General features: G+C 59.3%; 18 protein-coding genes. 13 read left to right on the forward strand and 5 right to left on the reverse strand.

Annotation, left to right across the window (positions count from 1 at the left end; genetic code table 11):
• Window positions 1-161: 161 nt before the first annotated feature.
• A complete protein-coding gene (gene ubiG, locus GC1_RS05875) occupies window positions 162-908 on the reverse strand; it encodes a bifunctional 2-polyprenyl-6-hydroxyphenol methylase/3-demethylubiquinol 3-O-methyltransferase UbiG (protein WP_019295271.1) in 747 nt (248 codons plus the stop codon).
• 50 nt (window positions 909-958) lie between these two features.
• Between ubiG and pip the strand changes: the two genes are divergently transcribed.
• The 6 genes from pip to infB all read left to right on the forward strand — a co-directional run bounded on the left by pip (window position 959) and on the right by infB (window position 8302).
• Window positions 959-1939: a prolyl aminopeptidase gene (gene pip, locus GC1_RS05880; RefSeq protein WP_019295270.1), complete on the forward strand. Its 981-nt coding sequence runs from the start codon at window positions 959-961 to the stop codon at window positions 1937-1939.
• Window positions 1936-2781 carry an ABC transporter substrate-binding protein gene (locus GC1_RS05885; RefSeq protein ID WP_019295269.1) on the forward strand — a complete coding sequence of 282 codons (846 nt, stop codon included), beginning with the start codon at window positions 1936-1938 and terminating at the stop codon, window positions 2779-2781. The genes pip and GC1_RS05885 overlap by 4 nt, the downstream gene beginning before the upstream one ends.
• A 181-nt stretch (window positions 2782-2962) precedes the next feature.
• Complete coding sequence (gene rimP / locus GC1_RS05890; protein ID WP_019295268.1) at window positions 2963-3553, forward strand: ribosome maturation factor RimP; 591 nt, start codon at window positions 2963-2965, stop codon at window positions 3551-3553.
• Entirely contained in the window at window positions 3553-5169 is a 1617-nt protein-coding gene (gene nusA / locus GC1_RS05895) for a transcription termination factor NusA (RefSeq protein WP_019295267.1), read from the forward strand. Before rimP ends, nusA begins: the two co-directional genes overlap by 1 nt.
• Window positions 5170-5195: 26 nt before the next feature.
• Window positions 5196-5816 (forward strand): RNA-binding protein, encoded by a 621-nt coding sequence (locus GC1_RS05900; protein WP_019295266.1) that lies wholly within the window; start codon window positions 5196-5198, stop codon window positions 5814-5816.
• Window positions 5817-5824: 8 nt separating this feature from the next.
• Window positions 5825-8302 carry a translation initiation factor IF-2 gene (gene infB, locus GC1_RS05905; protein ID WP_019295265.1) on the forward strand — a complete coding sequence of 826 codons (2478 nt, stop codon included), beginning with the start codon at window positions 5825-5827 and terminating at the stop codon, window positions 8300-8302.
• A 476-nt stretch (window positions 8303-8778) separates the two neighbouring features.
• On the opposite strand, the gene mutT is transcribed toward infB, so the two are convergent.
• Genes mutT through GC1_RS05920 form a run of 3 tightly spaced genes read right to left on the reverse strand, consistent with a single transcriptional unit; the run spans window position 8779 to window position 11254 of the window.
• Window positions 8779-9177 carry an 8-oxo-dGTP diphosphatase MutT gene (gene mutT, locus GC1_RS05910; RefSeq protein WP_019295264.1) on the reverse strand — a complete coding sequence of 133 codons (399 nt, stop codon included), beginning with the start codon at window positions 9175-9177 and terminating at the stop codon, window positions 8779-8781.
• On the reverse strand, window positions 9174-10400 hold the full coding sequence (gene argJ / locus GC1_RS05915) for a bifunctional glutamate N-acetyltransferase/amino-acid acetyltransferase ArgJ (RefSeq protein ID WP_029204726.1): 1227 nt from the start codon (window positions 10398-10400) through the stop codon (window positions 9174-9176). Before argJ ends, mutT begins: the two co-directional genes overlap by 4 nt.
• Window positions 10401-10402: 2 nt before the next feature.
• Window positions 10403-11254, reverse strand: coding sequence for a foldase protein PrsA (locus GC1_RS05920; RefSeq protein ID WP_019295262.1), 852 nt, complete (start codon window positions 11252-11254; stop codon window positions 10403-10405).
• A gap of 177 nt (window positions 11255-11431) precedes the next feature.
• Between GC1_RS05920 and secA the strand changes: the two genes are divergently transcribed.
• The 3 genes from secA to GC1_RS05935 all read left to right on the forward strand — a co-directional run bounded on the left by secA (window position 11432) and on the right by GC1_RS05935 (window position 16933).
• Window positions 11432-14131: a preprotein translocase subunit SecA gene (secA, locus tag GC1_RS05925; RefSeq protein WP_019295261.1), complete on the forward strand. Its 2700-nt coding sequence runs from the start codon at window positions 11432-11434 to the stop codon at window positions 14129-14131.
• Between the two features lie 316 nt (window positions 14132-14447).
• The gene (locus GC1_RS05930; protein WP_019295260.1) at window positions 14448-15356 is read left to right on the forward strand and encodes a hypothetical protein; all 909 of its coding nucleotides are present in this window, start codon (window positions 14448-14450) and stop codon (window positions 15354-15356) included.
• A 23-nt stretch (window positions 15357-15379) separates the two neighbouring features.
• Window positions 15380-16933, forward strand: a complete 1554-nt coding sequence (locus GC1_RS05935) for a phosphate ABC transporter substrate-binding/OmpA family protein (protein WP_019295259.1) — start codon at window positions 15380-15382, stop codon at window positions 16931-16933.
• A 116-nt stretch (window positions 16934-17049) separates the two neighbouring features.
• Here the strand turns inward: GC1_RS05935 and GC1_RS05940 are convergent, their stop codons facing one another.
• Complete coding sequence (locus tag GC1_RS05940; protein ID WP_019295258.1) at window positions 17050-17400, reverse strand: META domain-containing protein; 351 nt, start codon at window positions 17398-17400, stop codon at window positions 17050-17052.
• A gap of 305 nt (window positions 17401-17705) precedes the next feature.
• Here GC1_RS05940 and GC1_RS05945 point away from each other — a divergent pair, with 305 nt between their 5' ends.
• The 4 genes from GC1_RS05945 to GC1_RS05960 all read left to right on the forward strand — a co-directional run bounded on the left by GC1_RS05945 (window position 17706) and on the right by GC1_RS05960 (window position 26194).
• A complete protein-coding gene (locus tag GC1_RS05945) occupies window positions 17706-23243 on the forward strand; it encodes a hypothetical protein (RefSeq protein ID WP_029204725.1) in 5538 nt (1845 codons plus the stop codon).
• 22 nt (window positions 23244-23265) lie between these two features.
• Window positions 23266-23970, forward strand: a complete 705-nt coding sequence (locus GC1_RS05950) for a CpXC domain-containing protein (protein ID WP_019295256.1) — start codon at window positions 23266-23268, stop codon at window positions 23968-23970.
• Between the two features lie 263 nt (window positions 23971-24233).
• Complete coding sequence (locus tag GC1_RS05955) at window positions 24234-25274, forward strand: NAD-dependent epimerase/dehydratase family protein (protein WP_019295255.1); 1041 nt, start codon at window positions 24234-24236, stop codon at window positions 25272-25274.
• Window positions 25275-25495: 221 nt separating this feature from the next.
• On the forward strand, window positions 25496-26194 hold the full coding sequence (locus GC1_RS05960; RefSeq protein WP_019295254.1) for a fumarylacetoacetate hydrolase family protein: 699 nt from the start codon (window positions 25496-25498) through the stop codon (window positions 26192-26194).
• The last annotated feature ends 27 nt before the right edge of the window (window positions 26195-26221 follow it).

Consider the following 26221-nt stretch of genomic DNA (forward strand, 5'->3'; position numbering starts at 1 on the left):
ATTCACTCGATTCAGGAGCTTGCACCCCTGTAGCGAAGCGAAATATTCCAATTCCGCAATCTGACGATAACAAGCAGTGGATAAGCGCAAAAGTGCGCATAGGGATTACCACCTATCCTTTCGGATAGATGGCAGTATCAACGGAAATTCAGGCTGATTCTTCAATCAGGCTTTACGCTGGCGGTTACATAGTTCACCGACAAGTCCCGCTCAGAAATTGACCAATTCCAGGTTATTGGGTTGAATACGAACCCCTTGCGGTCTACCGGCTTCAGCCCGGCCTTGTGCAACAATTCGAACAGTTCGTCGGGAGTGATGAATTTGGACCATTCATGGGTGCCGCGCGGCAGCCAGCGCATGATTACTTCGGCTCCGACAATTGCCATGGCGAAACTCTTGGGGTTTCGGTTGATGGTCGAGCAGATTTCCAAACCGCCAGGTTTCAGAAGTTTCTGCGTGGCGGTCAGGTAGCTGAGCGGATCGGCAACATGCTCGACAACTTCCATATTCAGTACCACGTCGAATTGCTCGCCGGCTTCGGCTAGCGCTTCGGCGGTGGTGTGGAGGTAATCGATTTCCAGTCCGGATTGCTCTGCATGAATGCGGGCGACTGGCAGGTTGCCTTCAGCGGCATCTGCGCCAACCACTGTTGCTCCCAGCCTTGCCATGGGTTCGCTCAGCAGCCCGCCACCGCAGCCAATGTCCAATAGCCGCAGCCCTTCGAAAGGGCGCTGTGACGTCAGGTCGCGGCCAAACTCGCCGGCGATCTGGCTGGTTATATAGTCGAGTCTGCACGGGTTCAGCATATGCAGTGGCTTGAACTTGCCGTTCGGATCCCACCACTCTGCCGCCATCGCCTCGAATTTGGCGATTTCCGCAGGGTCGACCGTGGATTGAGGCGCTTGCATTCCTGTCTCCGTGTGCTCTTTTGTAGTCTGACGTTTCACTAAGGTCAGTAATGGATAGATACCCGGATCAAAAGCGCGCTGTGCATTATCTTTACCCGCCGGTTGAGCCTTTTGACCAGCGTATGATCGACGCAGGCCAGGGCCACCGCATTTATGCGGAACAAAGCGGCAATCCGAATGGAATTCCGGTGATCGTTTGTCATGGCGGGCCCGGCGGGGGCAGCAGCCCGGCGATGCGGCGCTATTTTGATCCGCATGTCTTTCGAATCATCCTGTTCGACCAGCGCGGATGCGGCCGCTCGCGCCCCTATGCTTCCTGCGAGAACAACACCACATGGCATCTGGTTGCCGATATGGAGTTGATTCGAACCCAGCTGGGAATTGACGCTTGGATCCTGTTCGGCGGCAGTTGGGGGGCAACCCTTGCGCTGATCTATGCCCAGACCCATCCGGACCGGGTGCAGCAAGTCATCCTGCGCGGTGTCTTTCTGATGACCAAGGCGGAGCTGGACTGGTTCTATGGCGGCGGAGCGGGAAAATTCTGGCCAGAGACCTGGGCTAAGTTTGTCTCGCTGATTCCGGACGCAGAGCGCGGCGACATGATTGCGGCATACAAAAAGCGCTTATTCTCGGGCAATCTGGAGGAAGAAGTGCGCTATGGCCGAGCCTGGTCCGCCTGGGAAAACGCCTTGGCCTCCGTCCATTCAAACGGTCAGTGCGGTGAAAGCCCCGGCGATTATGCGCGCGCGTTTGCCCGGCTGGAAAACCACTATTTCAGCAACGGCGGTTTCCTTGACTACGACGGCCAAATTCTCGCCAGCATGGGGCGGATTTCACATATTCCCGGTGTGATCGTACAGGGACGTTATGACATGATCTGCCCGCCGTCCTCCGCCTGGCGCCTGAACGAGCTGTGGCCAAATGCGGAGTTGAAGATGGTGCGCAATGCCGGCCATGCTCTGTCCGAGCCGGGAATCAGCGCAGAACTGGTCCGGGCGATGGACCGGATTGCAGGAGAGCTTGTGCCATGACGCGCATCGACCGCCGCGCGCTGTTCACCTCTGGTGCTGCTGCTGCCTTGCTGGCGGCGGCTGGCGGTTCGGTTCATGCGTCACCCAAGGCTGGCGGCGTGCTGCGCCTGGCGGTTCCGCGTGAGGGCGGCATGCTGGAGCAGGCCGCCCGCGGCGCGGTCTATGAAACGCTGACTGAAATCGCGCCTGACGGGCTCCTGCGCGGCGAGCTTGCAACCAGCTGGCAATCCGCGCCGGATGCACGCGCCTGGACCCTTGATCTGCGTGAAGATGTCACTTTTCACGATGGCATACAGTTGACAGCGGAAGATGCCGCGGCCTCGCTTGATGCGCTGGGCGTAACCGGTGCAGACCTACGGGCTGTTACCGCGTTAGGCAGTCATCAGTTGCTGCTGGAACTGGCACAGCCCAATCCGCATCTGCCTTATTTGCTGGCCAGTGCTGATCACTATATCGCCCCTCGGGGGGAACTGCCTGCCGCGCTTGATGAAGCGGTTGGAACCGGCTGCTACCGCGTTGAACGTGCTCAAGAAGACCGCCACTTCCGCGCGTCCAAAGTGGCAGGGCATTATAAAGCCAGCACAGCGGGCTGGGCAGACACGGTGGAAATCATCGTGATTCCGGATGCTTTGGTCCGTGCTGAGGCTCTGCGCGACGGTTATGTCGATGTGGCGGCCCTGCCGGAACCGCGCGGCCTGCTGAAGCGCGGTGAGTTTCTGTATCATCCGTCCTCCAAAGACATGGCTTTGGCGGCACGACACGATGTCGGTATTCCACGAAAGGTGGGCCAGCGCGCACCACTGGACGATGGCCGCATTGCAGAACGGTGGTGGCGGCTGTAAGGCCACCGGGAGGCTCTGCACAACACAAGCCTTGCAGTTTTCCCCAATCCCGCCTATATGCCTTTGACAACAGCGGCGCGTTGAACCTCTGGCTCAAGGCTCCACCGGGAATTTCGACGGGCCGCGCGCCCGTTTTTTTGTGTTTGCAGGCCTTTGTCTGCACGCTCCAAGTGGAGGTCTTATGACCAACGACCTGATTGCCAAAGCTGCCATCGACAGGCGCCTGGCCGAGATCGTCACCCCGGTGATCGAGGATCTGGGTTACGAGCTGGTGCGAATCCGGCTGATGTCTGGTAAGGCGACGACGCTGCAGATCATGGCCGATAAGCCTGATGGCGGCATTGAAGTGGACGATTGTGCTGCGATCTCGAACGCGGTCAGTGCGACGTTGGACGTCGAAGATCCGATCATTGACGCCTATGCACTGGAAGTTTCGAGCCCGGGTATCGACCGGCCGCTGACCCGGCTGAAGGACTTTGACATGTTCGAAGGCTACGAGGCCAAGCTGGAGACCGAAGAGCTGGTCGGTGGCCGCCGCCGTTTCAAGGGTGAGCTGGCAGGCACTGAAGAAGATGAGGTTCTGATCAATATTAACGATCAGGGCGAGACTGTGACCATTGGTCTGAAATTCGACTGGCTGAGCGACGCCAAGCTGGTTCTGACTGATGATCTGATCAAGGAAATGCTGCGGCAGCGCAAAGAGGCCGGCACGCTGAACGAAGACGCATTCGACGAAATCGAGACCGAAGAGTCTGACGAGGAGAACAAGTAATGGCTATCACCTCTGCAAACCAGCTGGAGCTGTTGCAAACCGCCGAGGCCGTGGCGCGCGAAAAGATGATCGACCCGGGTCTGGTGATCGAGGCGATGGAAGAGAGTCTCGCCCGCGCGGCCAAGAGCCGCTATGGCGCCGAGATGGACATCCGCGTCTCGATCGACCGCAAGACCGGCCGCGCCACCTTTACCCGTGTACGTACCGTTGTGGCGGATGAGGATCTGGAAAACTACCAGGCCGAAATGACCGTCGAGCAGGCGCGTCAATACATGGCGGAGCCCGAGGTCGGCCAGACCTACGTCGAGGAAGTGCCGCCGGTGGAAATGGGCCGGATTGCCGCCCAGTCGGCCAAGCAGGTGATCCTGCAGAAAGTTCGCGAAGCTGAGCGTGACCGCCAGTATGAAGAGTTTAAAGACCGCGCCGGCACTATCATCAACGGCCTAGTCAAGCGCGAGGAATACGGCAACGTTATCGTAGATGTCGGCGCTGGCGAAGCGATCCTGCGCCGCAATGAGAAGATCGGCCGTGAAAGCTACCGCCCGAACGACCGCGTACGCTGCTACATCAAGGACGTGCGCCGCGAGCCGCGCGGCCCGCAGATTTTCCTGTCGCGCACCGCGCCGGAATTCATGGCCGAGCTGTTCAAGATGGAAGTGCCCGAAATCTATGATGGCATTATCGAGATCAAGGCCGTTGCTCGTGACCCTGGGTCGCGCGCCAAGATTGCGGTTATTTCCTATGACGGCTCGATCGACCCGGTTGGTGCCTGTGTCGGTATGCGCGGTTCCCGCGTGCAGGCCGTTGTGAACGAGCTTCAGGGCGAAAAGATCGACATCATTCCGTGGAATGAGGATCAGCCGACCTTCCTGGTGAACGCGCTGCAGCCGGCCGAAGTGTCCAAGGTTGTTCTGGACGAAGAAGCTGGCAAGATCGAAGTTGTGGTGCCGGAAGAGCAGCTGAGCCTGGCCATCGGCCGCCGCGGCCAGAACGTGCGCCTGGCGTCGCAGCTGACCAACCTCGACATCGACATCATGACCGAGGAAGAGGAATCGGCCCGCCGACAGAAGGAATTCGAAGCGCGTACCAAGTTGTTCATGGAAACCCTGGACCTTGACGAATTCTTTGCCCAGCTTCTGGTGTCCGAAGGCTTCACCAATCTGGAAGAAGTTGCCTATGTCGAACTGGACGAACTGCTGGTGATCGACGGTGTCGATGAAGGCACCGCCGAAGAGCTGCAGGCCCGTGCCCGCGACTTCCTGGAAGCCCAGGCCAAGGCGGCGCTGGACGCGGCGCGCGCTCTGGGTGCCGAAGACAGCCTTATCCAGTTTGAAGGCCTGACCCCGCAGATGGTCGAGGCGCTGGCGAAGGACGACGTGAAATCGCTGGAAGACTTCGCCACCTGTGCCGATTGGGAACTGGCCGGCGGCTGGACCAATGACGGCGGTGAGCGGGTCAAGGACGACGGCATCCTGGAACCCTTCGGCATGTCGCTTGAGGAAGCACAGGATCTGGTGATGACCGCGCGCATCATGCTGGGCTGGGTTGATCCTGAAGAGCTGGAAGCGGAAGCAGCTGAAGGCGAAGAAGCTGGTGAAGAGGAAGGCGAGGCCTGATTTCGGGCCTTGCACAGGAGACCTGCATGACACGCGGCGGCACAACAAAAGACCGGACCGGCGAAAGCGAACGCAAATGCATCGCGACCGGCGAGTCCCAGCCTAAACAGGGCCTCATCCGATTTGTGATGGGGCCTGACGGGCAGGTTGTGCCAGATGTGATGGGCAAGCTGCCCGGCCGCGGTGTCTATGTCGCCTCCAGCCGGGAGGCTCTGGCTGCAGCAGTCAAAAAAAAGCTGTTTGCCCGCGGTTTCAAGGCGCAGGTGCAGGTGCCGGATGAGCTGGTACAGGAAGTCGAGCGGCAGGTAGTCCGCCGCCTGATCGAACTGATCAGCCTGGCGCGCAAATCGGGCGACGCAGTGTCCGGGTTTGAGCGGGTCAAGGATTGGCTGGCCAAGGAAGAGGCCCGGGTGCTGATCCAGGCTTCTGACGGATCCGGGCGCGGGAAGTCGAAGCTGAGCACGCCCTACAAGGGCAAATTCATCGGCTGCCTCACGGCGGACGAGCTGGGAATGGCATTTGGGCGCCAAACTGCGATCCATGCCGCCCTCGCCTCTGGCGGACTCAGCAAACGTGTTGTAGATGAGGCGCAACGACTGCAAGGTTTGCGCGAAATGGTGGGCGGCAACGGCCGCACGGAAGGATAAGTAGCTTTATGAGCGATAGTGACGGCAAAAAGACACTGGGTCTGCGTGGGGGTTCCCGTCCGGGGAACGTGAAACAAAGTTTCAGCCATGGACGGACCAAGAATGTCGTGGTGGAAACCAAGCGCAAACGCGTTGTGGTTCCCAAGCCGGGTGCGGCCAAGGGGGGCAGCGGCGCTGCACCTTCCACATCCGGATCGCGCCGGCCAGCCGGCATCAGCGACGCGGAAATGGAGCGCCGCCTGAAGGCACTGCAGGCTGCAAAAGCCCGCGAAGCTGAGGAAGCCGCGCAGCGCGAAGCCGAAGAAAAGGCCCGCGCTGAAGAGCGTGAGCGCCGCCGGGCCGAGGCTGAAGCCAAGGAACGCGAGCAGCGCGAAGCGGAAGAACGCGCGCGTGCTAAAGCCGAAGAAGAAGAGCGTCAGCGTATTGCAGCCGAAGAAGCCGCGAAGCGTGCTGCAGCCGCGCCGGCACCGGAAGCCGCGAAAGCTGAGCGTGCTGCGCCGAACAAGCCTGCCCCTGCTGCAACACCGCGCAAATCCGAACGCGAGCGCGAGCAACGCCCGTCCCGCGGCAAGGGCCGTGACGACAACCGCCGCTCCGGCAAGCTGACTCTGGGCCAGGCAACTGGCGGTGAAGGTAACCGCCAGCGCTCGATGGCAGCCATGAAGCGTAAGCAGGAACGTGCGCGGCAGAAGGCCATGGGAGGCTCGGTCGAGCGTGAAAAGGTTGTGCGTGACGTGCAGCTGCCGGAAACCATTGTGGTGTCCGAGCTGGCGAACCGTATGGCTGAACGCGTTGCAGATGTGGTGAAATCGCTCATGCAGATGGGTATGATGGTCACCCAGAACCAGTCGATCGACGCCGATACCGCGGAGCTGATCATCGAGGAATTCGGCCACAAGGTAACCCGTGTTTCCGATGCTGACGTCGAGGACGTGATCAAGGAAGTCGAGGACAAGGAAGACGACCTGAAGCCGCGTCCTCCGGTCATCACCATCATGGGTCACGTCGACCATGGCAAGACATCGCTGCTGGACGCTATCCGAGATGCGCGTGTTGTGGCAGGCGAGGCGGGCGGTATTACCCAGCACATTGGCGCCTATCAGGTGACCACCGAAAGCGGCACGGTGCTGAGCTTCCTGGACACCCCTGGCCACGCGGCCTTTACTTCGATGCGCTCCCGCGGCGCGCAGGTGACGGATATCGTGGTTCTGGTTGTGGCTGCGGATGACGCGGTGATGCCGCAGACCGTCGAAGCCATCAACCACGCCAAGGCTGCGCAGGTTCCGATGATCGTGGCGATCAACAAGATCGACAAGCCGGCAGCCGATCCGACGAGGGTCCGCACCGACCTGCTGCAGCACGAGGTGATCGTGGAGCAGATGTCAGGTGAAGTGCAGGACGTCGAAGTTTCCGCCGTTACCGGACAGGGCTTGGATGAACTGCTGGAAGCCATTGCGCTGCAAGCGGAAATCCTGGAACTGAAAGCCAACCCCGACCGCGCTGCCCAAGGCGCCGTGATCGAGGCGCAGCTGGACGTGGGCCGTGGCCCGGTTGCCACCGTTCTGGTTCAGAACGGCACCCTGCGCCAGGGCGACATCTTTGTTGTGGGTGAGCAGTACGGCAAGGTCCGTGCGCTGATCAACGACAAGGGTGAGCGCGTGCAGGAAGCCGGTCCTTCGGTCCCGGTCGAGGTCCTTGGCCTCAACGGCACCCCGGAAGCGGGTGACGTTCTGAACGTGACGGAGACCGAAGCGCAGGCGCGCGAGATCGCCGCCTACCGCGAGCAGGCCGCCAAGGACAAGCGCGCCGCAGCTGGTGCTGCGACCACGCTGGAGCAGCTGATGGCCAAGGCAAAGGAAGACGAAAACGTCTCCGAACTGCCAATCCTGGTCAAGGCCGACGTGCAAGGTTCCGCCGAAGCCATCGTGCAAGCGATGGAGAAGATCGGCAACGACGAGGTACGTGTGCGCGTGTTGCATTCTGGTGTTGGTGCGATCACTGAAACCGATGTGGGCCTGGCCGAAGCCTCTGGTGCGCCGATTATGGGCTTCAACGTCCGTGCCAATGCTTCGGCCCGCAACACTGCAAACCAGAAGGGTGTGGAGATCCGCTATTACTCGGTGATCTATGACCTGGTGGACGATGTGAAAGCGGCGGCTTCCGGCCTGCTGTCTGCCGAAATCCGCGAGAACTTTATCGGTTACGCTCAGATCAAGGAAGTCTTCAAGGTTACCGGTGTTGGCAAGGTTGCCGGCTGTCTGGTTACCGAAGGTGTCGCCCGCCGTTCGGCTGGCGTGCGTCTGCTGCGCGACAACGTGGTGATCCACGAAGGCACGCTGAAGACCCTGAAGCGCTTCAAGGACGAAGTGTCCGAGGTTCAGTCCGGCCAGGAATGCGGTATGGCGTTCGAAAACTACGACGATATCCGCCCGAACGATGTGATCGAGATCTTCGAACGCGAAGAAGTCACGCGTACGTTGGATTGATAGCTGCGGAAAACGGAATAAATGAGGGCTCTGGTTAGTAACCGGGGCCCTTATTTTCTTACTCGGGTCACTAAGGTGTTCGCAGGAATAAAAGGGCAGCCTTGCAGCTGCCCTTTGCGGCGTTGCCTGGCATGTGTGAGTGGCGGCTCAGGCAGAGGGGGTTACCGGGTGGCCCTTGTATGTTTTGCTACCGACCTGCACCGCTATTTTCCCATCTGGGAATGCCCGTATGAATATGCCCTGAACCAGTGAAAAACTTCCAACCGCGATAGTTCTTAGCATGATCGCCTCATAATCCGCTGTAGTACAGCCTACTGAGTTGGTTTGCTTTTTCAGGTTTGACCAGAATGGTTAACAAAAAGTTCACACGTATTGCCGAGGCGCAGTTAAACACCCGGCAAAAATGTGGGATTTGCCATCGAAAGCGTGGCGTGTGACGGCTCTGGTGTTACCACTGTGCCGTAGCGTCTTTCGCTTTAGAGCCAGTCGCGCAGGATTGGGATAAGCGGAATATCAGCTGGCGGCATCGCAAAATCGCGAAGGTCCTGCGGGCGGACCCACTTTAAGGTTTGACCTTCCTTTGCCTGTGGAATGCCCTCCCATTTTCGGCAAGCAAACAGCGGCATCAGCAAGTGGAAATCCGCATAGGAATGGCTGGCAAAGGTAAGCGGAGCCAGGCAGGAGGCCCAGGTATCAATGCCCAGCTCCTCGTGCAACTCGCGGATCAGTGCGGCCTCCGGTGTTTCACCCGGCTCGATCTTGCCGCCAGGAAACTCCCAAAGGCCAGCCATGGACTTGCCTTCCGGCCGCTGCGCAAGAAGCACGCGTCCATCCGCATCGATGAGCGCAACCGCGGAAACCAGAACTGTTTTCATGACCGGTAATCCGCGTTGATTGAGATGTACTGATGGGTGAGATCGCAAGTCCAAACGGTTGCTGAGCCGCTGCCGAGGCCAAGATCGACCTTTATGGTGATTTCCTGCTTCTTCATCTCCGCCGCGCCTAGCTCCTCATTGTAGCCCGGCGAGACCCAGCCCTTTTCAGCAACTAGAACATCGCCAAAGCGAATCGACAGAAGATCGCGGTCTGCGGCAGCGCCGGATTTACCGATTGCCATCACTACTCGGCCCCAGTTGGGATCCTCTCCGGCTATAGCGGTTTTTACCAAGGGCGAGTTGGCAATTGCCATTCCATGTACTTTGGCATCCGGATCCGAAGCCGCGCCTGTGACCTGAATTTCCACGAACTTTGTGGCGCCTTCACCGTCTCGTACGACCTGGTGCGACAGGTCTAGCATGACCCGTTCCAGTCCAGCCGCAAACTCGGCATTGCCGGTTGCGTCCACGCCAGAAGCGCCAGTAGCACAGAGCATCAGGCTGTCTGAAGTGGAGGTGTCGCTGTCCACTGTGATGCAATTGAAGCTCCGGTCGCAAATCGCGGCCAGCTGAGCTTGCAGCGCTGCCTGTTCAACCTTTGCGTCAGTGAAGATGTAGACCAGCATTGTCGCCATGTCCGGTGCAATCATGCCGGAGCCCTTGGCAATACCGGCTATTTTGACCGTTTTACCGTCTATGCCAACGGTGGCGCAGGAGCCCTTGGCAAAGGTGTCAGTGGTCATAATGGCTTTGGCGGCACCTTCCAGTGCGGTTTCATCAACGGAGTTGTGCAATTCGCTGATCTTGGCAACGATCCTGTCATGGGGCAGTGGTTCGCCAATCACACCGGTGGAGGCGGTAAAGACCCTTTCTGCCGGAATGCCTGTTCGAGCAGCCACAGCCGAAGTTATCTCCGCAACCGAAGTTTGGCCGTAATGGCCTGTGAAGGCGTTGGAGTTGCCCGAGTTCACCAAAATTGCCGCGCCTGCGTTTGTTGCGCCACCCAGCTTGGCCTGGCAATCCAACACTGGCGCAGAACGGGTCTTGGACCGTGTAAAGACACCAGCGACGGATGTCCCTGGCTCCATGACTGCTAGCATCACGTCTGTACGGCCTTGGTATTTGACTCCGGCAGCTGCGGACGCAAATCGCACACCCTTGATCACGGGAAGGTCGGGAAAGCTGGCAGGCGCCAGCGGCGAAACGGGCATGGATTTGGCCATGATCAATTCCTAACCAGGCTAAGGTCTTTGAGAATGGCCGGGTCCAAATCCTCGATCTCAGGCCGTTCGATTTCTGCGGCAGCTGTCAGTTCGTTCACCCGGTCCTCAACCGCTTTCTGGCGCAGTTCACCGGCCAGTTCGGCACGCACTTCTTCGAACTCGGGCGCTTCCGTTTTGCGGCGCTGGTTGAGCAGGATAATATGCCAGCCGAACTGTGTCTGGACCGGACCGGAGACCTCGCCCGAACGCAGTTTCAGGACAGCCTGTTCGAACTCCGGCACCATGCGGCCGGTGGTGAACCAACCTAGATCGCCTCCATTGGGGCCGGAAGGTCCGGTGGAGCGTTCCTTGGCCAGGGTGGCAAAATCAGCGCCTGCGTCCAGCTCAGCCTTTACGTCCAGTGCGTCCTCTTCACTTTCGACCAGGATATGGGCCGCATGAAACTCGTCACCGCCTTCACCGGTGGAGTATTTCTCGTCATAGGCTGCCCGCAGCTGGTCCTCGCCGCTGGCTCTGTCCATGACCGTTTCGATCACATCCGCTGCCAGCATCGCGCGTTCCTCGTTTTCAACTGCAAGCTCGACGTAGTGGGGCACTTCGCCACGTAGTTGCTGTTTAAGCGCGGTCTGCTGGACAAGCTGGTCGAGAATAGCGTTGTAGAGCACCTCGTCGGGCAGTTGTTTGTACTGCTCCGGCAAATTTTCGCGCGCCATGACCATGTGGCCGATGGTGATTTCTTCACCGTTGACGGAGGCAACCACTGTATTGGCGTGCGGCGCTGCTGATACGGCTAGCGGCAGCGCAGCACTGGCGGCAACCGCCATACCGCGCAGAAATGTGAGACCTTTACGCATTGAAACCTTCCTATTCCCCGGCCGCAAGGGGCCGTGCCGTTGACACTCTATACCCTGCCGCTTACATCGCCTTGAGGCCATTGGCAGGACCGTCTTTGCACCATTGTTTATGGGTTGCGGACACGGCGGGCAAGCCTGCCCGATGCAAAGGCCGGACATAGGATCGCTGGAGAAGATATGCTGGGTTTCGGAACACTCGCCAAAAAGGTTTTCGGCACGCCGAACGACCGTAAAGTCAAGGCGACACGGCCGCTGATTGCGCAGATCAACGGGCTGGAAGATGAGTTCGCGAAGCTCAGCGATGATGGGCTGATTGCTAAGACCGAAGAACTTCGCAAACGGGCGCTGGACGGTGAAAGCCTGGACGCGCTGCTGCCCGAAGCCTTTGCCAATGTGCGTGAGGCCGCAAAGCGGGCCCTGGGCCTGCGTGCCTTTGACACCCAGCTGATGGGCGGAGTCTTTCTCCATCAGGGTAACATTTCCGAGATGAAGACGGGCGAGGGTAAGACACTAGTGGCGACCTTCCCGGCTTACCTGAACGCGCTGACCGGCAAGGGCGTGCACGTGGTTACTGTGAACGAATACCTGGCCAAGCGCGACAGCGAATGGATGGGCAAGGTGTTTGCTCAGTTGGGTATGACCACCGGCGTGATCTGGTCGGGCCAGCCCGATGCTGAGAAGATGGCCGCCTATCAAAGCGACGTCACCTATGCGACGAACAACGAGCTGGGTTTCGACTACCTGCGCGATAACATGAAACCTTCGCTGGATCAGGTGTTCCAAAAGCAGCACAACTTTGCGATCGTCGACGAGGTGGATTCAATTCTGATCGACGAGGCCCGCACCCCGCTGATCATCTCCGGTCCGGCAGAGGACCGTTCGGAGCTGTACTCTACCATCGACAAAGTGATTCCGCTGCTGGCGGAAGACCACTATGAGATCGACGAGAAGACACGCGGCGTGACCTTCACGGAGGATGGCAACGAATATCTGGAACAGGTCCTGCGTGAGCATGGGCTGCTGGAGTCTGAGGCGTCGCTATACGACCCCGAAAGCACCACAGTGGTGCACCACGTGAATCAGGCGCTGCGTGCACACAAGCTGTTCCAAAGGGACAAGGACTATATCGTCCGCGACGGCCAGGTGGTTCTGATCGACGAATTCACCGGCCGGATGATGCCGGGCCGCCGATTGTCCGAAGGCCTGCATCAGGCCATCGAAGCCAAGGAAGACGTTCAGATCCAGCCGGAGAACACCACGTTGGCCTCCGTCACCTTCCAGAACTACTTCCGTCTCTATGAAAAGCTGTCCGGTATGACCGGCACGGCGATGACCGAGGCTGAGGAATTTGCCGAAATTTATGGTCTTGGTGTGGTAGAAGTGCCGACCAACCGACCGATTGCCCGGGCAGACGAGGACGATCAAGTCTACCGCACCGCCCGTGAAAAATACGAAGCGATGATCAAGGAAGCCACGAAGGCGCATGAAAAGGGCCAGCCGGTCCTTTTGGGCACCACCTCGATCGAGAAATCTGAACTGCTGAGCCAGATGCTGCAGCAAGAAGGTATTCCGCATAACGTTTTGAACGCCCGCCACCACGAGCAGGAAGCGCAAATTGTCGCCGATGCCGGCCGCTTTGGCGCGGTGACTATCGCCACCAACATGGCTGGCCGTGGCACCGACATTCAGCTCGGCGGCAACGTGGAGATGAAGGTACTGGAGGCGCTGGCGGCAAACCCAGAAGCCGATCCAGCAGAACTGCGTGCGGCTGAAGAAGCCAAACACGCGGAAGAGAAGCAAAAGGTGCTGGATGCTGGCGGTCTGTTCGTAATGGCGTCTGAGCGGCACGAAAGCCGCCGCATCGACAATCAGCTGCGCGGCCGCTCCGGCCGTCAGGGCGACCCGGGTCGCACGCGCTTCTATCTCAGCCTCGAAGACGACCTGATGCGCATCTTCGGTTCCGAGCGTCTGGACAAGCTGCTGTCGTCTCTGGGCATGAAAGAGGGTGAAGCGATCATCCACCCCTGGGTGAACAAGTCGCTGGAACGCGCTCAGGCCAAAGTCGAGGGCCGCAATTTCGACATGCGCAAAAACGTGTTGAAATTCGACGACGTGATGAACGATCAGCGTAAGGTGATTTTCAAGCAGCGCCGCGAGATCATGGCGGCAGAAGACTTGTCTGAAATCACCAATGACATGCGCCATGAGGTGATCGACGATCTGCTGGATGTTCACATGCCGCCCAAGACCTATGCTGACCAGTGGGATACACAGGGTTTGCAGGAACAGGTCCGCGAAATGCTGTCCATTGATGCTCCGGTAGCCGATTGGGCCGCGGAGGAAGGTGTCGACGACGAGCAAATCCGCGAGCGGCTGGTAGATGCGTCAGACAAGATGATGGCGGAGAAGGCTGAGGCCTTTGGTCCGGAGAACATGCGGAACATCGAGAAGCAGGTGCTGCTGCAGACCATCGACAAGAAATGGCGCGAGCACTTGCTGACGCTGGAGCATCTGCGTTCGGTCGTAGGTTTCCGCGGCTATGCGCAGCGCGATCCCTTGAACGAGTACAAGAACGAAAGCTTCCAGCTGTTTGAGAGCATGCTTGACAGTTTGCGGGAGGAAGTCTCCCAGCAGCTCAGCCGGGTGCGTCCGATGACTGAGGAAGAGCAGCAGCAGATGCTGATGGAGATGGCTGCGCGCCAGGCAGCCATGCAGCAGATGGCTGCACAGGCTTCGGGGGCAGAGGCCCCGGCGGAGGCTGCGGCTCCCGGTTTTGTTGAAGATGATCCTTCGACTTGGGGAAATCCTTCGCGCAACGACAAGTGCCCTTGCGGATCCGGCAAGAAGTTCAAGCACTGCCACGGCAGCCTAGCCTAACTGATACACTTAAGTCGCCTAGTATCAATTATCGGAGGCACGCTTAGAAGCAAAAGGGGGGGAGTGCCCCTACAGGTTTTCTCAACTTACGGCCTTGGCTTGAAGTGGCGCTGCATTTGCGTGCAGCGCCATAGCTGTCTTTAAAAGGAGAGACAAGGTCGAGCCGGAACGCCCGCAGCGCAGCTAAGTGCGTCTGTATTGTTTCCTAGCGAGCAACGAAGATGGGGGAATTGCCGGATTCTCTCCTGTATGCGGCCACAAACTGGCCGTCTTTTCCGGGCAGGCTTCCTCCACCAAGCTGGTTCAGGAGGTGCCCATGCTGACGAAACAGGTGATGCTGACAAGTGCGCTGACGCTGGCATGCGCCTTGGGGATCGGGGTCTATATGCAGGCATTCGGAACAGACCGTGAAGCTGGTTCTGCCCTTAAAGCTGCCGGTGCTGAATTGCCATCGGAACCTAGCGGGGCGGAACTGCAAATCGAAAAAATTGCTTTGACCTCTGCTAATCCAGCATCTGCCCGGGAATCTGCGGACCACCAGAGTTCAGAGCCGGAGCCTGAGAGCTCTTGCCGTATGACAGCCGCAGCCAAGGCAGCTCCGCTGGCGATGGTTGCTTTCTCGGTTGATGCTGCATGCCGCGCAAACGAACGCCTTACAGTGCACCACAGTGGTATGAGTTTTACTGTCTCTCTGGACGAAGCCGGGCGCTATGAAGGGCTTGTGCCGGCCTTAACTCAGACTGCAGTCTTTATCGCTGAAATTTCCGGTGGCACAGGTGCGGTTGCTGTCGTCGAAGTTCCCGATATTGGGGCTGTGGAACGTGTGGTCGTACAATGGAGTGGCCACAGTGGGATTGAACTGCACGCGCGGGAGTTTGGAGCTGCTTACGGCAGTGCGGGTCATGTCTGGCACGGTGCCGGCGACCAAGCCGGGATTGGCCGGGTTATGCGGCTCGGCGATGAAAGCCAGTTAGCACCGCGCATTGCCGAGATGTACAGCTTGCCGTCCAGTTTGCCCGGACAGGACGGGAGAGTTTCCTTGACCGCCGAGGCCGAAATTACCACCAGAAATTGCGGGCGGGATATCTATGCTCAGGCGCTGCAGTTGCATAGCGGCAGACTCAGCAGCCGTGATCTGGTTATGGCAATGCCGGATTGCGATGCACAAGGCAGTTTTCTGGTGTTGAATAATCTGATGGAAGACCTGAAGATTGCCGCCAACTGATTTGCGGTAATTCAGGTATCAACATGACCTTCTTCCGTGCGGCCGTTTGCGCCGCACTTTTTCTGGCAGCTCTTGCGCGCGCACTCGCGGCCCAGGACGTCACATTGTCTTCCCCGGACGGCGCCGTTGAAATCACAGGCACTCTGCTGGGTTTTGATGGTGAGTTCTACCGGGTGCAGACTCAATTCGGCGAACTGACTGTTGATGGGTCAGGTGTTTCCTGTGACGGGCCGGGGTGTCCAAGCCTGTCTGGATTTGTTGCGGAGATCACTTTCGCCGGTTCCTCTGCGATGTCGGAAGTTCTGCTGCCTGCGCTGATCGAGGGATTTGCACTGCGCAATGGGTATCAGACGCGCAGGGAAGCTCTTCCTGCAGGGAACTTCAGCCATGTGCTTTTGCGCGGGCAGAAGCCTGCTGCGCGGTTCACTTTTGCTGCCAGCAATACTGACGCAGGATTTGCGGCTCTCATCGCGGATGAGGCGGATATTGCTATGGCGCTTCGGGAAATACGTCCCCTTGAACGCAAGGCTGCACGGGCGGCAGGTTTAGGGGATCTAACAGGGGTGGGACGCAGCCGTGTGCTGGCGCTGGATGCCTTTGTGCCAGTGGTGGCGCCGAGCAATCCGGTGCGCGAAATCACTCTGCCGCAGCTGGCTGGCATCTTGTCAGGACAAATCACCAATTGGCGGGAGCTTGGCGGCCCCGATGCTCCCGTTTCGATCCATATGCCGGTGTCCGCTTCCGGTTTGTCTCAGGCGGTCGAAGACAAGCTGATGAACCCATCCGGGACTGCGTTTACTTCTGCCATCCAGAGACATGACCGCAGCAGCTTGCTGGTCCGTAGGGTGATGATTGACCCCTTTGCCATAGGTATCTCTAGCTATGCTGAGAAAGGCGCAGCCCGGGTTCTGACGCTGACTGGGCCCTGCGGATTTTTCCTGCAAGCCGGCCGTCGGGCAGTGAAAACTGAGGACTACCCGCTGACAGTTCCGATGTTCCTGTACCTGCCGGCCCGGCGTCTTCCCAAAGTGGCGCGGGACTTTCTCGCCTATGTGCGCGGACCGGCAGCGCAGGCAGTGATCCGCCGTGCCGGATTTGTGGATCAGGCTCCAGAACTGATCCCGGTCAGCCGTCAAGGCAACCGGCTTGCTAATGCCATTCAAGCAGCGGAAGAAAACGGCGGCCTGGCGGAATTGCAGCGTTTGGTGACTGAGTTGGGTGGAATGCGGCGGCTGACCGTCTCTTTCCGTTTCGAACCTGGCTCCTCGCGCCCGGACGCTCAGTCCCGCTCCAACATTGAGCAACTGGCCAGGGCGCTGGAAGCAGGGGAGTTTGACTCAAAGGAAGTTATCTTTGCAGGATTTTCAGATAGTGTTGGGCCCGCGGCAGGCAACCGGCAAATTGCGTTGAAGCGGGCTGGAGCGGTACGTGATGCGGTGATCAAGGCCGCGGAAACAGCAGACACTGGCCGTGTCAAAATCCGAGCTGAAGGATTTGGTGAAGTTTTGCCAATGGCCTGTGATGACAGCGATTGGGGCCGCCAGATCAATCGCAGGGTAGAGGTCTGGGTGCGCTAGAAAAGAGTATTTAAGAAATTGGTCAACAGTTTGCCGCTGGCTAGGCTGTTGTTGTTCCGAGAAGATAGCGGTAGTCGCGAAGAACTGTCTGCAGCAGTTTAAACCGATTCACTCAACTAGCTAGCTAACCGAGTGGCCCACAGCAGCGGCTGGTCGAAGTTATACATTACAAGTTTTCCATCCCCGGTGACCTCCACACGGTTGGTTAGGCTGATCTGTTGCATGAACTCCCGTTCGGTAATCATGATTGCTTCATCGCACAGCCCTCCACCGATTTGGAACGGTGAGAACATAAAGTTCTCGAGGTCAGGGCCGAAAGTTGTGGTGAAGCTCCGGCAAGGGCTGGAGCCGTAGAGTGTGCCATCTTCGAAATCAAATCGCAGATTTTCAGATGGGTCCAGATCGACGTCCTTAACCTTCTGGATGATCCAGGCACCGTCGAGATCTGCTGCCGTGGTTGTGACCATGGGTATTCCTCCGCTTTGTCCGCTCCCGCCATCAGAGGCAAATGAGAAAACGGCCAACCCGACGCAAACCCCTGAAAACGCCGTAAGAAACACGGCGCCGGCTAAGCGCGAACCCCTCACGTGCCACAACCAGTCGGTCGGATAATCATTTATGCCTCTCTTTAATGCACATGGACCTTTAGTCTGCGCAGCCAGCCAGAATTGACAAGAAAAAATCTTGCTGGAATCCGGCTTCTATGCAACGCTTGATGGTGGCAGAGATAACCTACTGTTTTAAAATAGTTTTTAGTCCTGGGAGTGTCCCCATGCCACTTGACGCATCCGCCGCAAAAGAAATCAAACAGCAGATGACACTCGCCCGCAAACGCGCGTTGTCCTTCGGGTTGTGCTTTGGCAAGAAGATCGAGAATTCGGTGTTCCTCACTCACAAGACCAAGGCTGCCAAGGTGCTGGGCAAGCAAGCGAAATCCGATGGCGAAACCCCGCAGTTCAGCTTCGGCACCCTGAAGCTGGACGGCAAGGAACTGTCGATGTCGGTCGAGGGCAAGATCGTGCCTGGCATGGCCCGCAAGGCCAAGAAGATGTTCATGGTGGTCGGGCTCAAGTACAAGATCCTTATTCTCGACCCCTCCGGCAATGTCGTCGAGTCGGAGGCCGATGATGAGGATGAAACGGCAGAGGACGTCCCCCAGGCCGCCCCGGCCGCCAGCGGCGACACCGCCACCGAAGCGTCGGCTGAGGCGCCGGCCGCCCCCTCCGCCGAACCGGATCCGGCAGAGGCCAAGTGGAAAACCACCGCTGCCAAGGTCGAGACCAACATGGCGAAGCTCCGCGACATCGCCGGCATCGACCTCTCCAAGGCAGAGACGCTGTGGAAGGCGATCCAGGCCAAGGCCGAGGGCAGCGGCTTTACCGCCGCGCTGGAGCATATCGCCAAGCTCTCCGCCGAGATGAAGACCGCCGCTCAGGATGCCGCCGCCCGCGCCAAGCGGCAGAGCCTGCTGGAAGGCAAGTGGCAGCAGGCGGCAGCCAAGCTGGAGCCGCTGATCGATGAGGTGCTGGCACTGAAGACTGCGCAGTCGGAGAAGATTGAAACCGTCTGGACCCAAATCAAGGCCCGCGTGGCCGCCAGCCCGCCGGATTATGAGGGCGCGCTCAAGGCAGTCGGCCCGCTGGCGCAGGCGATTTCCAAGGCCCGCCAGACCGCCACCGATGCAGGCGGCGGGGAGGCGGCTCCTGCCAGCACCGAGGCAGCAGCAGGCGGTGATACCGCGACCGCAACCAAACCCGAAGCCCCGGCCAAGGCGCCGGAACAGGCCGCACCACCCTCCGGCGACACCGGCAGCGAGACCGGGGACGCCACCGTCGACGAACAGATCGCCCGGATCGAGGCCGCGCTCAAAGCACTAAAGGACGGGCCGGTCAAGACCTACAACACCATGGTGCCGGAAGCGGTCAGCCAGACCCCTGACAAGTGGAAAGCCGCGCTCGACAAGGTTGCGGCGCTGGCCGCGCAGGCCAAGGCCAAGCCCGAGGATGCCAGCGACGCCAAGCTGGATGCCGGCGAAAAGGCGCTGGACGCTCTGGAAAAGGCGGTTGCCGCCGACACTCAGGCCAAGACCGCGTTCCAAAAGGCTCTGGAAATCTTCGATCTGCGCATGGTGCCTCTGACCAGCCACCCCAAGGCCACGGCGCCCGAAATCGCACCTGAAATCACCCGCATTACCGGACTGCGCACCGCCGCGGCGGACAAGGCCAAAGCGCATGATCTGAAAACGGCCACCGCCGACTTGACTGCGGCCGAAGCGGAGATTGCCAAGGCCGAAATCCTGGCCGATGAGTTCGCCCATTTCATGGCGCTCGATCCCGACCGCAAGGCGCTGGCCGACGCGGCCCGCGGCGTAACAGTCGGCGATCCGGCAGTGGATGACGCCGCGCGCGAGATGGAGCGGCTTTATGATGCCGCGCAGCAGGACAAGGCCGCCAAGAAATTCAAGGATGGCATCCAGAAGCTGGACGAAGTCGCCAAGGTCTATGAACGAACCGCCAAGGTGCGCAAACAGCGCAAGCTGTATGAGGACTGGCGCCCCAAGGTCAAACAGTGGATCGACCACTGGGCGGGCCTCACAGCGGCGATCAAGAACCTGCTCAAGGATAAGTTGGACGAGGCCAAGGGTTATTACACCGATTCAGATGTTGCCACGAGCAAGGATTACACCGAGTCGATCAAGCTACTCAGCAAGTTCTGGGGCCTCCTGCCCTTCCTCAAAAAGGAAATCCCGGTTGTTCAGCAGTATGCTCCGAAGCTGACGGCCTTTGAGGCCAAGCTGAAAGAGTTCAAAGACCACGATGGTGCTTCGGGCATTCAGGTGATCATCCTCAAGATGGAGGCGGACCTCGCCTCGGCAAAGGCCGAAGCGGTGCTGCACAAGTACTCCACCGCCCTGACCCTGCTGGACGCCACCCAGGGCGATTGGCCCGCTGCGACCGCCCAAGCGGACGCCTGTAAGGCCTACAAGGAAAAACGCGTGGCAGTTCAGGGCAAGATCGACCCGCTCAAGAACGTGCCGCAGGCTGCAACCATGCTGGAAGATGCCAAGGCCCTGATGGCCGAGGCGGCAGCAGCGGCGCTGAAGCTGGACTTCACCACCGCCAGCAACTGTGTGGCAGATGCCGAGAAACGCGCCGACAGCGCCAAGGCCGCGGCAGAGGCCGCTGTGGAGCTGGACGGGATGACAGACACCGCCGCGCTCGACGATCTGAAAAAGAATTGGGATCCGGCATTCAAGGTATTCACTGATGTCCGCGATAAGGTGGTAGCAGCCGATACCGGCAATGACTTCACCGCGCTGATCGCCAAGGCTCAATTGCCCGCGGCGGAGGCCGAAAAAGCCAAGACGGCCAAGAAGTTCGATGATGCCCGGGCGCACCTGGACAGCGCCATCTCCAATCTCAAGATGGCAATGGTGCTGATCCACCAGCACCGCGCCTACGGCGAATTGAAGGCCTCGCTGGCGGCGCAGATTGCGGCGCTGGCACCGCTGAACGATGCCAATTGCCTGCAGCCGCATATCGACGACGCTAACAAACTGAGCGGCGAAGCGGACGATCTGATCAAGCCGGAAGGCTATGATTATAAGGGTGGTGAGGCAAAGATCGCCGCCGCGCGCAAGATTGTAGAGGAAGCCCGCGCCGATGGCGAGCTGTTCAAAACCATCAAGGCGGACCGCACCAAGGCCGCTGCTATCATCGCCAAGATCACCACCGAAGGCGGCGATGTCGAAGCCCAGCTGACCCACCGCAAGACCGAAGTTCAGGACCTGCTCGACGAAAGCACCTCCAAGCAGACCGCCCGCGATTTCAAGGGTGCCGCGGAGAAGGCCAAGGCGGCGGCGGGCTGGGAGAAAGCAACAGACGAGGATCTGAAAAACCTGAAAACCGTGCTGGGCTGGGAAACCCCCTTCTTCAAGACGCCCCGCGCTACCCTGATCGGCCCCGGCAAGGAGGCCGGAGTGCATCAGATCGCCCGTGCCGATGCGGATTTCGCCAAGTATGAGGCGATGAAGGCTGCGCATACCTATTCTGCCGCGCTGCGGATGTTCGAAAAGGCGTATCAGAAGATTGAGGCCTGCAAGCTGCTGATCGCGGCAGCGGCCCCCTATAATCAGAGCGTGACAGATGCCCAAGCGGCGGTGGATGCGCTGGCACCGGAAAACAACGATGCCACCAAAGACCGGATCAAGGCGATGGCGGACCGGCTCACGGCCGCCAAACTGGACCTCGCACGGACCGATCTGGACAGCAACGACTATACCCAGGCGATCAAGCTCTTGAAGCAAATCACCGAAGACGCCAAGGCGCTGCTGCAATCCATCAAGGGGTCTTCCGATTATGAACCCGCCCGCGCCGCTGCCGAGGCCAAGCTGGCCGAAGCCAGGGGCCACAAGCACGCAGACGCGATCCAGGCCCAGTTGACCCGGCTGACGGCGAAATACGACAACCTGGTCAAGCTGGCCCCCAGCGATTACGCCACCGCCAAGACTATGGCCGAGGAAGTCACGAAATCCGCCGAGGAGGCAATCAGCTCCGCCAATACCCACGGTATCCTGGAAGCGGTGAACTCCGCCATCGGCGGCGACGAGGACAGCGCCCCCTGGTGGCCGCAGGTGCAGGCGGCGAAACTGTCGATCAAGGCAGTGGGCAGCCGCGAGAACGCCGGCGTCGCCAAGACCCATCTGGACACCGCCAATACCGAGATTGAGAACTGCCAGAAGGACGGGCTGGACGCCAAGATCGCCAAGGGCCATCTCAAGGCAGCGCTGGAGGCCTGCAACACTGCCAATGAGGTAATCTCGCAATATGCCTTCATCGCGCAGGAAATCGTCCGCGCCCGCGCCACCCTGCCGCCGGTTACCGGCCACGCTGAGGCGGCCTATGTGAAGGATGAGACGGACGCGGTTGAAAAACTGCTGGATGGAGCCGAAACCGCGGCCAAGGGCGGCCAGAACTATGCCAAGGTCAGCAGCGATATCGAGGCGGCCATTGCCCAGACCAAGATCGCGCTGGAAATGGCGGGGCAGCACAAGCAATACAAGGAGCTGCGCGCCAAACCGGAGGTCGAGCCGCGCCTGGCAGTGCTGGAAAAACACGAGCACCGCTACGCTATCAAGCCCAGTATCGACACTATGCGCAAGAAGCTGGGTGATGCTGCGGCAGCTGTGGCCGGCAAGAAGCCGGGCGAGGGCGTCAAGCTTCTGGAGGAGGCCCGCGCCATTGGCACCAGCGCCTTTGTGATGGCGGAAATGCGCGCCAACACTCCGCCCAAGGAAGACGACATCAAGGAAATCCTGTCGCGCCCCAATGGCACGGCTGAACTGGACGCAATGATCGACAACCTGGAGCCGGAAGCTCAGCGTGCCGTGGTCAAGGTCGCGTTCAAGGCGCGTTTTGGATGCGATATCAAGAACTTCAGCAACGAGAACCTGGCCCCGGCCTCGGAAATTGCCGACAACAACCTGAAAGGGCCGAACATCGTCGCCTTCTACAAGGCGATGCAGGACCTGCCGCTGGATCACACGCTGAACAACGACTCGCTGCAAAGCTTTGCGGTGAACGAGGCTGCCAAGGGCGGTTCCAAGTACCAAAGCGACAAGAAGCGGATCGTGATGCACGAAGGCGATGCCGGGGCCTCGCCCAATTACGCCTTTGGTAGCGACGATGCGGTCGGCAGCCTGGACGATGCCGCCACCCCGGAAGAGCGCGCCGAGCTGGAGAAATGCAAACCCGCCAACGAGGAACCGGTCACCTTCTTCAATTGGAACACCCTGCATGAGGTCGGCCATGCGGTCGACGACAAGCAGAGCTTCATGAAGAACAACGGCAAGAAGAAGGACTTTGGCGGCTGGACCGAACACGGCATGGATATTTCTGGCATCGCAGACAAGATTGCCAAGAAATTCAGCTATGATACGGCCTATGTCACTGAATACATGGCCCATAACAAAAGCGCCCATGTGCCGCCCAGGCCGGAGGATGAAACCTGCTCGGATGAGGACTGGGAAAGCCGCCGGATCAAGATGGAGGCCTTTGTCGATATGGCCTCGGAACCGGCCAAACCCTGGTCCAGCATGGCCACCGCCAAGAAGCTGGCAATCGGCGGGGTGGTCTATCAGGAAAGCTACCCCAACAGCTGGAACTCCTATCTGCTCAGCGAGCGCGCCAAGGGGATCACCGGCTACCAATTCCGGGCGCCGGGGGAGTGGTTCTCGGAGCTGTATGCCGCCTTTCATTCCGGCAAGCTGAAGCCGAACCACCCTGCCGTTGGCTGGCTGGAAAAACTCTGACCTATTGAAAGGCTTCTGACCGATGTCCCTATTTCACCCCGTCAATCTGGTCTGCCCGCAGTGCGAGGCGCCGGTGACCATGATGGCCGTGGGCAGCGTAAACGCCGACCGGCGGCCTGACCTGCGCGACGATATCCTGCAAGACCGGTTTCAGGACTGCGCCTGCGATGCCTGCGGCGAAAGCTTCCGGCTGCAGCCTCAGTTCAACTATCTGGATGCAGGCCGCGGCCAGTGGATTGCCGCGATGCCTGCCAGCCGCCTGCGCGACCATCTGGAACTGGAGGATGAGGCCAGGGAGCTGTTCGGCGCCAGCTATGGTGCCAGCGCCCCGGCGGCGGCCCGCGACGTCGGCAGCGGCCTGGCGGCGCGCCTCACTTTCGGCTGGCCTGCAGTGCGGGAGAAGCTGCTGATTAAGCAGCTGGGACTTGATGACGTGATCGTCGAAATGATGAAGCTGCACATCCTACGCAGCGTGGAAACGGTTCCGCTGGCAGAAGGCATCGAACTGCGTCTGACCGAAGCGGATGAAGAGGAAGACAGCTATGTGTTCGCCTGGCTGGAAACGGCGTCAGAGCAATACCTTGAATACATGACCGTCCCGGCAGAGCTCTACCGTGCCATCCAGGGCAACCCGGAGGGCTGGGCCGCCGTCCGCGGGCGGCTGGACAACGGTTATTTCGTGGACATGCAGAAGCTGTACATGGGCGAAGGGCGCCAGGCAGAGTGATCTAGTTCTGTCTGACCAGGCAAGCGTCACGAGTTCAGGTCAGTTTTGCAGTAAATAGGTTTCAGCTAAGGGCAGCCAGACGTTCCTGCAGAACAGGTCTTCTGGCAAGGCCTGCAGCTTTGCTCATGGGAGAAACCTTCGGGGATGGCATGCACTGGTGCGGTCTGCAATAATGCCGGCTGGACGGTCCGGCGTCTGCGCAGAAATCAAGCCTTGACCGGGTACCGGAACCCGGCAGTCCAGGTAATCCCGGAAGCAGACCAATGAGCCAGCAAACTGTTCTTGTTACCGGGTCTTCCGGCTTTATCGGCTACCATCTGTGCCAGCGGCTGTTAGCAGACGGATATCGCGTCGTTGGTATCGACAACCTGTCTGACTACTACAGTGTCCAGCTCAAGCGGGACCGCCAGGAGATGCTGGAACGGCATCCGGCTTTCAGCGTCATCAACCGCAGCATCGAAGAGCGCGGTGTCATGATGGAACTTTTCTCGGCGCACAGGCCTGACTTTGTGGTGCATCTCGCGGCCCAGGCTGGGGTACGTTATTCGATCGAAAACCCGCGTTCTTATCTGGATAGCAACATAACCGGCACCTTTGAGATCCTGGAGGCCGCTCGCGCCTATCCGCCGCGGCACATGCTGCTGGCCTCCACTTCCTCGGCTTTTGGCGCCAACACCGAGATGCCCTACAAGGAGACCCAAAAGGCCGATCACCAGATGTCCTTCTATGCCGCAACCAAGAAGGCGACGGAGAACATGGCGCATTCCTATGCGCATCTGTTTGAACTTCCGGTCACCATGTTCCGGTTTTTTACAGTCTATGGTCCCTGGGGACGGCCGGACATGGCGCTGTTCAAATTCACCAAGGCGATCCTCGAAGGGAAGCCGATTGATGTTTACAATTACGGCGACATGAAGCGGGATTTCACCTATGTCACCGATTTGGTCGAAGCGATCCGGCTGCTGCTGGATGCCGTTCCGCAACGCCGGCCGGACGGTGTTGTGCCGGAGGGCGACAGCCTGTCGCCTGTAGCACCGCATCGTGTGGTCAACATCGGCAATTCTGAATCCGTGCGGCTGACCGCCTTTATCGAGGCGATCGAGGCGGCTACCGGGCGTAAGGCAGAACAGAACCTGATGCCGATCCAAGCCGGTGATGTTCCGGCGACTTGGGCGGATGCTTCGCTGCTTCACAGGCTCACGGGATACAATCCTCAAACTGCCGTGGCTGAGGGCGTAGAGCATTTCGTCAACTGGTACCGGGAGTATTATGACGCTCCATTCCCTGCAATAGACGGCAGCTAAAGCGGTCTGTCCGGCACCACGGGAAAGGGCAGGCCCAGTAAGGCAGTTGGTGCCGTTATCGGAGCAATGCCTGACGACTATGCTGGCTGTGTGATTTGGAAGGAAGCCGTTGACGCGAGTGACCTTGGTCATGTTGAAGACAATCAAAGGTTTATAGCCGATGGTTTTGTAGTTCTGTTTTGAGGGGCTGGCTACAGGCCGCAAAGCAAGAGGAATTTCCGATGAATAAAGTTCTGTTTCCACTTCCAGAGACACCGGTCGTTCCAGTGATGGGAGAGGAGGCTGGCTACCAGGTGGGGCGGATCTTTTGTGTTGGACGCAACTATGCAGCACATGCCGCCGAGATGGGTAACGAAGTGGACCGGGAAGCGCCGTTCTATTTCACCAAGGCGGCTGCCAATGCTGTTCTGACGGATGAAGTTGTGCCTTATCCTCCGGGTACAGATGACTTTCACTATGAAATGGAGCTTGCGGTGGCAATCGGGGCACCGGTTTTCCGGGCCGGGCCGGCAGAAGCAGCGGCTTCCGTATTTGGCTATGGCTGTGCATTGGATATGACCCGGCGTGACCTGCAAATTCGGGAGCGAAGGAAACAGCGTCCATGGGATCTGGGGAAAGATCTGGAGAATGGCACCGTGTTGGCCCCGATGAGCAGGGCGGGCGATTGGGAGGGTCCGGCCGGCCAGCAGATCTGGCTGGAGGTGAATGGGGAGATCAGGCAGGACGCTACGCTGGCGGAGATGATCTGGTCTGTGACTGACATCATTGGTCACCTATCGGGGTTCTATCATTTGCGGCCGGGCGACATAATCCTGACTGGCACACCTGCCGGTGTCGGAGCGGTTCAGACTGGCGATCGGATTCGTGGAGGGGTGGACGGGCTTGCGCCGGTTGAGCTGACATTGGCTGCTGCGGAATGACGCAGGATGTCCCGTGCCGCGATAGTT

Source organism: Leisingera sp. ANG1, from assembly GCF_000203975.2.
Classification (GTDB): domain Bacteria; phylum Pseudomonadota; class Alphaproteobacteria; order Rhodobacterales; family Rhodobacteraceae; genus Leisingera.

What these genes read in the sequence shown, in the direction of transcription:
- ubiG (WP_019295271.1), bottom strand. Translation starts at nt 908, where the DNA reads ATGCAAGCGCCTCAATCCACGGTCGACCCTGCGGAAATCGCCAAATTC.
- pip (WP_019295270.1), top strand. Translation starts at nt 959, where the DNA reads ATGGATAGATACCCGGATCAAAAGCGCGCTGTGCATTATCTTTACCCG.
- GC1_RS05885 (WP_019295269.1), top strand. Translation starts at nt 1,936, where the DNA reads ATGACGCGCATCGACCGCCGCGCGCTGTTCACCTCTGGTGCTGCTGCT.
- rimP (WP_019295268.1), top strand. Translation starts at nt 2,963, where the DNA reads ATGACCAACGACCTGATTGCCAAAGCTGCCATCGACAGGCGCCTGGCC.
- nusA (WP_019295267.1), top strand. Translation starts at nt 3,553, where the DNA reads ATGGCTATCACCTCTGCAAACCAGCTGGAGCTGTTGCAAACCGCCGAG.
- GC1_RS05900 (WP_019295266.1), top strand. Translation starts at nt 5,196, where the DNA reads ATGACACGCGGCGGCACAACAAAAGACCGGACCGGCGAAAGCGAACGC.
- infB (WP_019295265.1), top strand. Translation starts at nt 5,825, where the DNA reads ATGAGCGATAGTGACGGCAAAAAGACACTGGGTCTGCGTGGGGGTTCC.
- mutT (WP_019295264.1), bottom strand. Translation starts at nt 9,177, where the DNA reads ATGAAAACAGTTCTGGTTTCCGCGGTTGCGCTCATCGATGCGGATGGA.
- argJ (WP_029204726.1), bottom strand. Translation starts at nt 10,400, where the DNA reads ATGGCCAAATCCATGCCCGTTTCGCCGCTGGCGCCTGCCAGCTTTCCC.
- GC1_RS05920 (WP_019295262.1), bottom strand. Translation starts at nt 11,254, where the DNA reads ATGCGTAAAGGTCTCACATTTCTGCGCGGTATGGCGGTTGCCGCCAGT.
- secA (WP_019295261.1), top strand. Translation starts at nt 11,432, where the DNA reads ATGCTGGGTTTCGGAACACTCGCCAAAAAGGTTTTCGGCACGCCGAAC.
- GC1_RS05930 (WP_019295260.1), top strand. Translation starts at nt 14,448, where the DNA reads ATGCTGACGAAACAGGTGATGCTGACAAGTGCGCTGACGCTGGCATGC.
- GC1_RS05935 (WP_019295259.1), top strand. Translation starts at nt 15,380, where the DNA reads ATGACCTTCTTCCGTGCGGCCGTTTGCGCCGCACTTTTTCTGGCAGCT.
- GC1_RS05940 (WP_019295258.1), bottom strand. Translation starts at nt 17,400, where the DNA reads ATGGTCACAACCACGGCAGCAGATCTCGACGGTGCCTGGATCATCCAG.
- GC1_RS05945 (WP_029204725.1), top strand. Translation starts at nt 17,706, where the DNA reads ATGCCACTTGACGCATCCGCCGCAAAAGAAATCAAACAGCAGATGACA.
- GC1_RS05950 (WP_019295256.1), top strand. Translation starts at nt 23,266, where the DNA reads ATGTCCCTATTTCACCCCGTCAATCTGGTCTGCCCGCAGTGCGAGGCG.
- GC1_RS05955 (WP_019295255.1), top strand. Translation starts at nt 24,234, where the DNA reads ATGAGCCAGCAAACTGTTCTTGTTACCGGGTCTTCCGGCTTTATCGGC.
- GC1_RS05960 (WP_019295254.1), top strand. Translation starts at nt 25,496, where the DNA reads ATGAATAAAGTTCTGTTTCCACTTCCAGAGACACCGGTCGTTCCAGTG.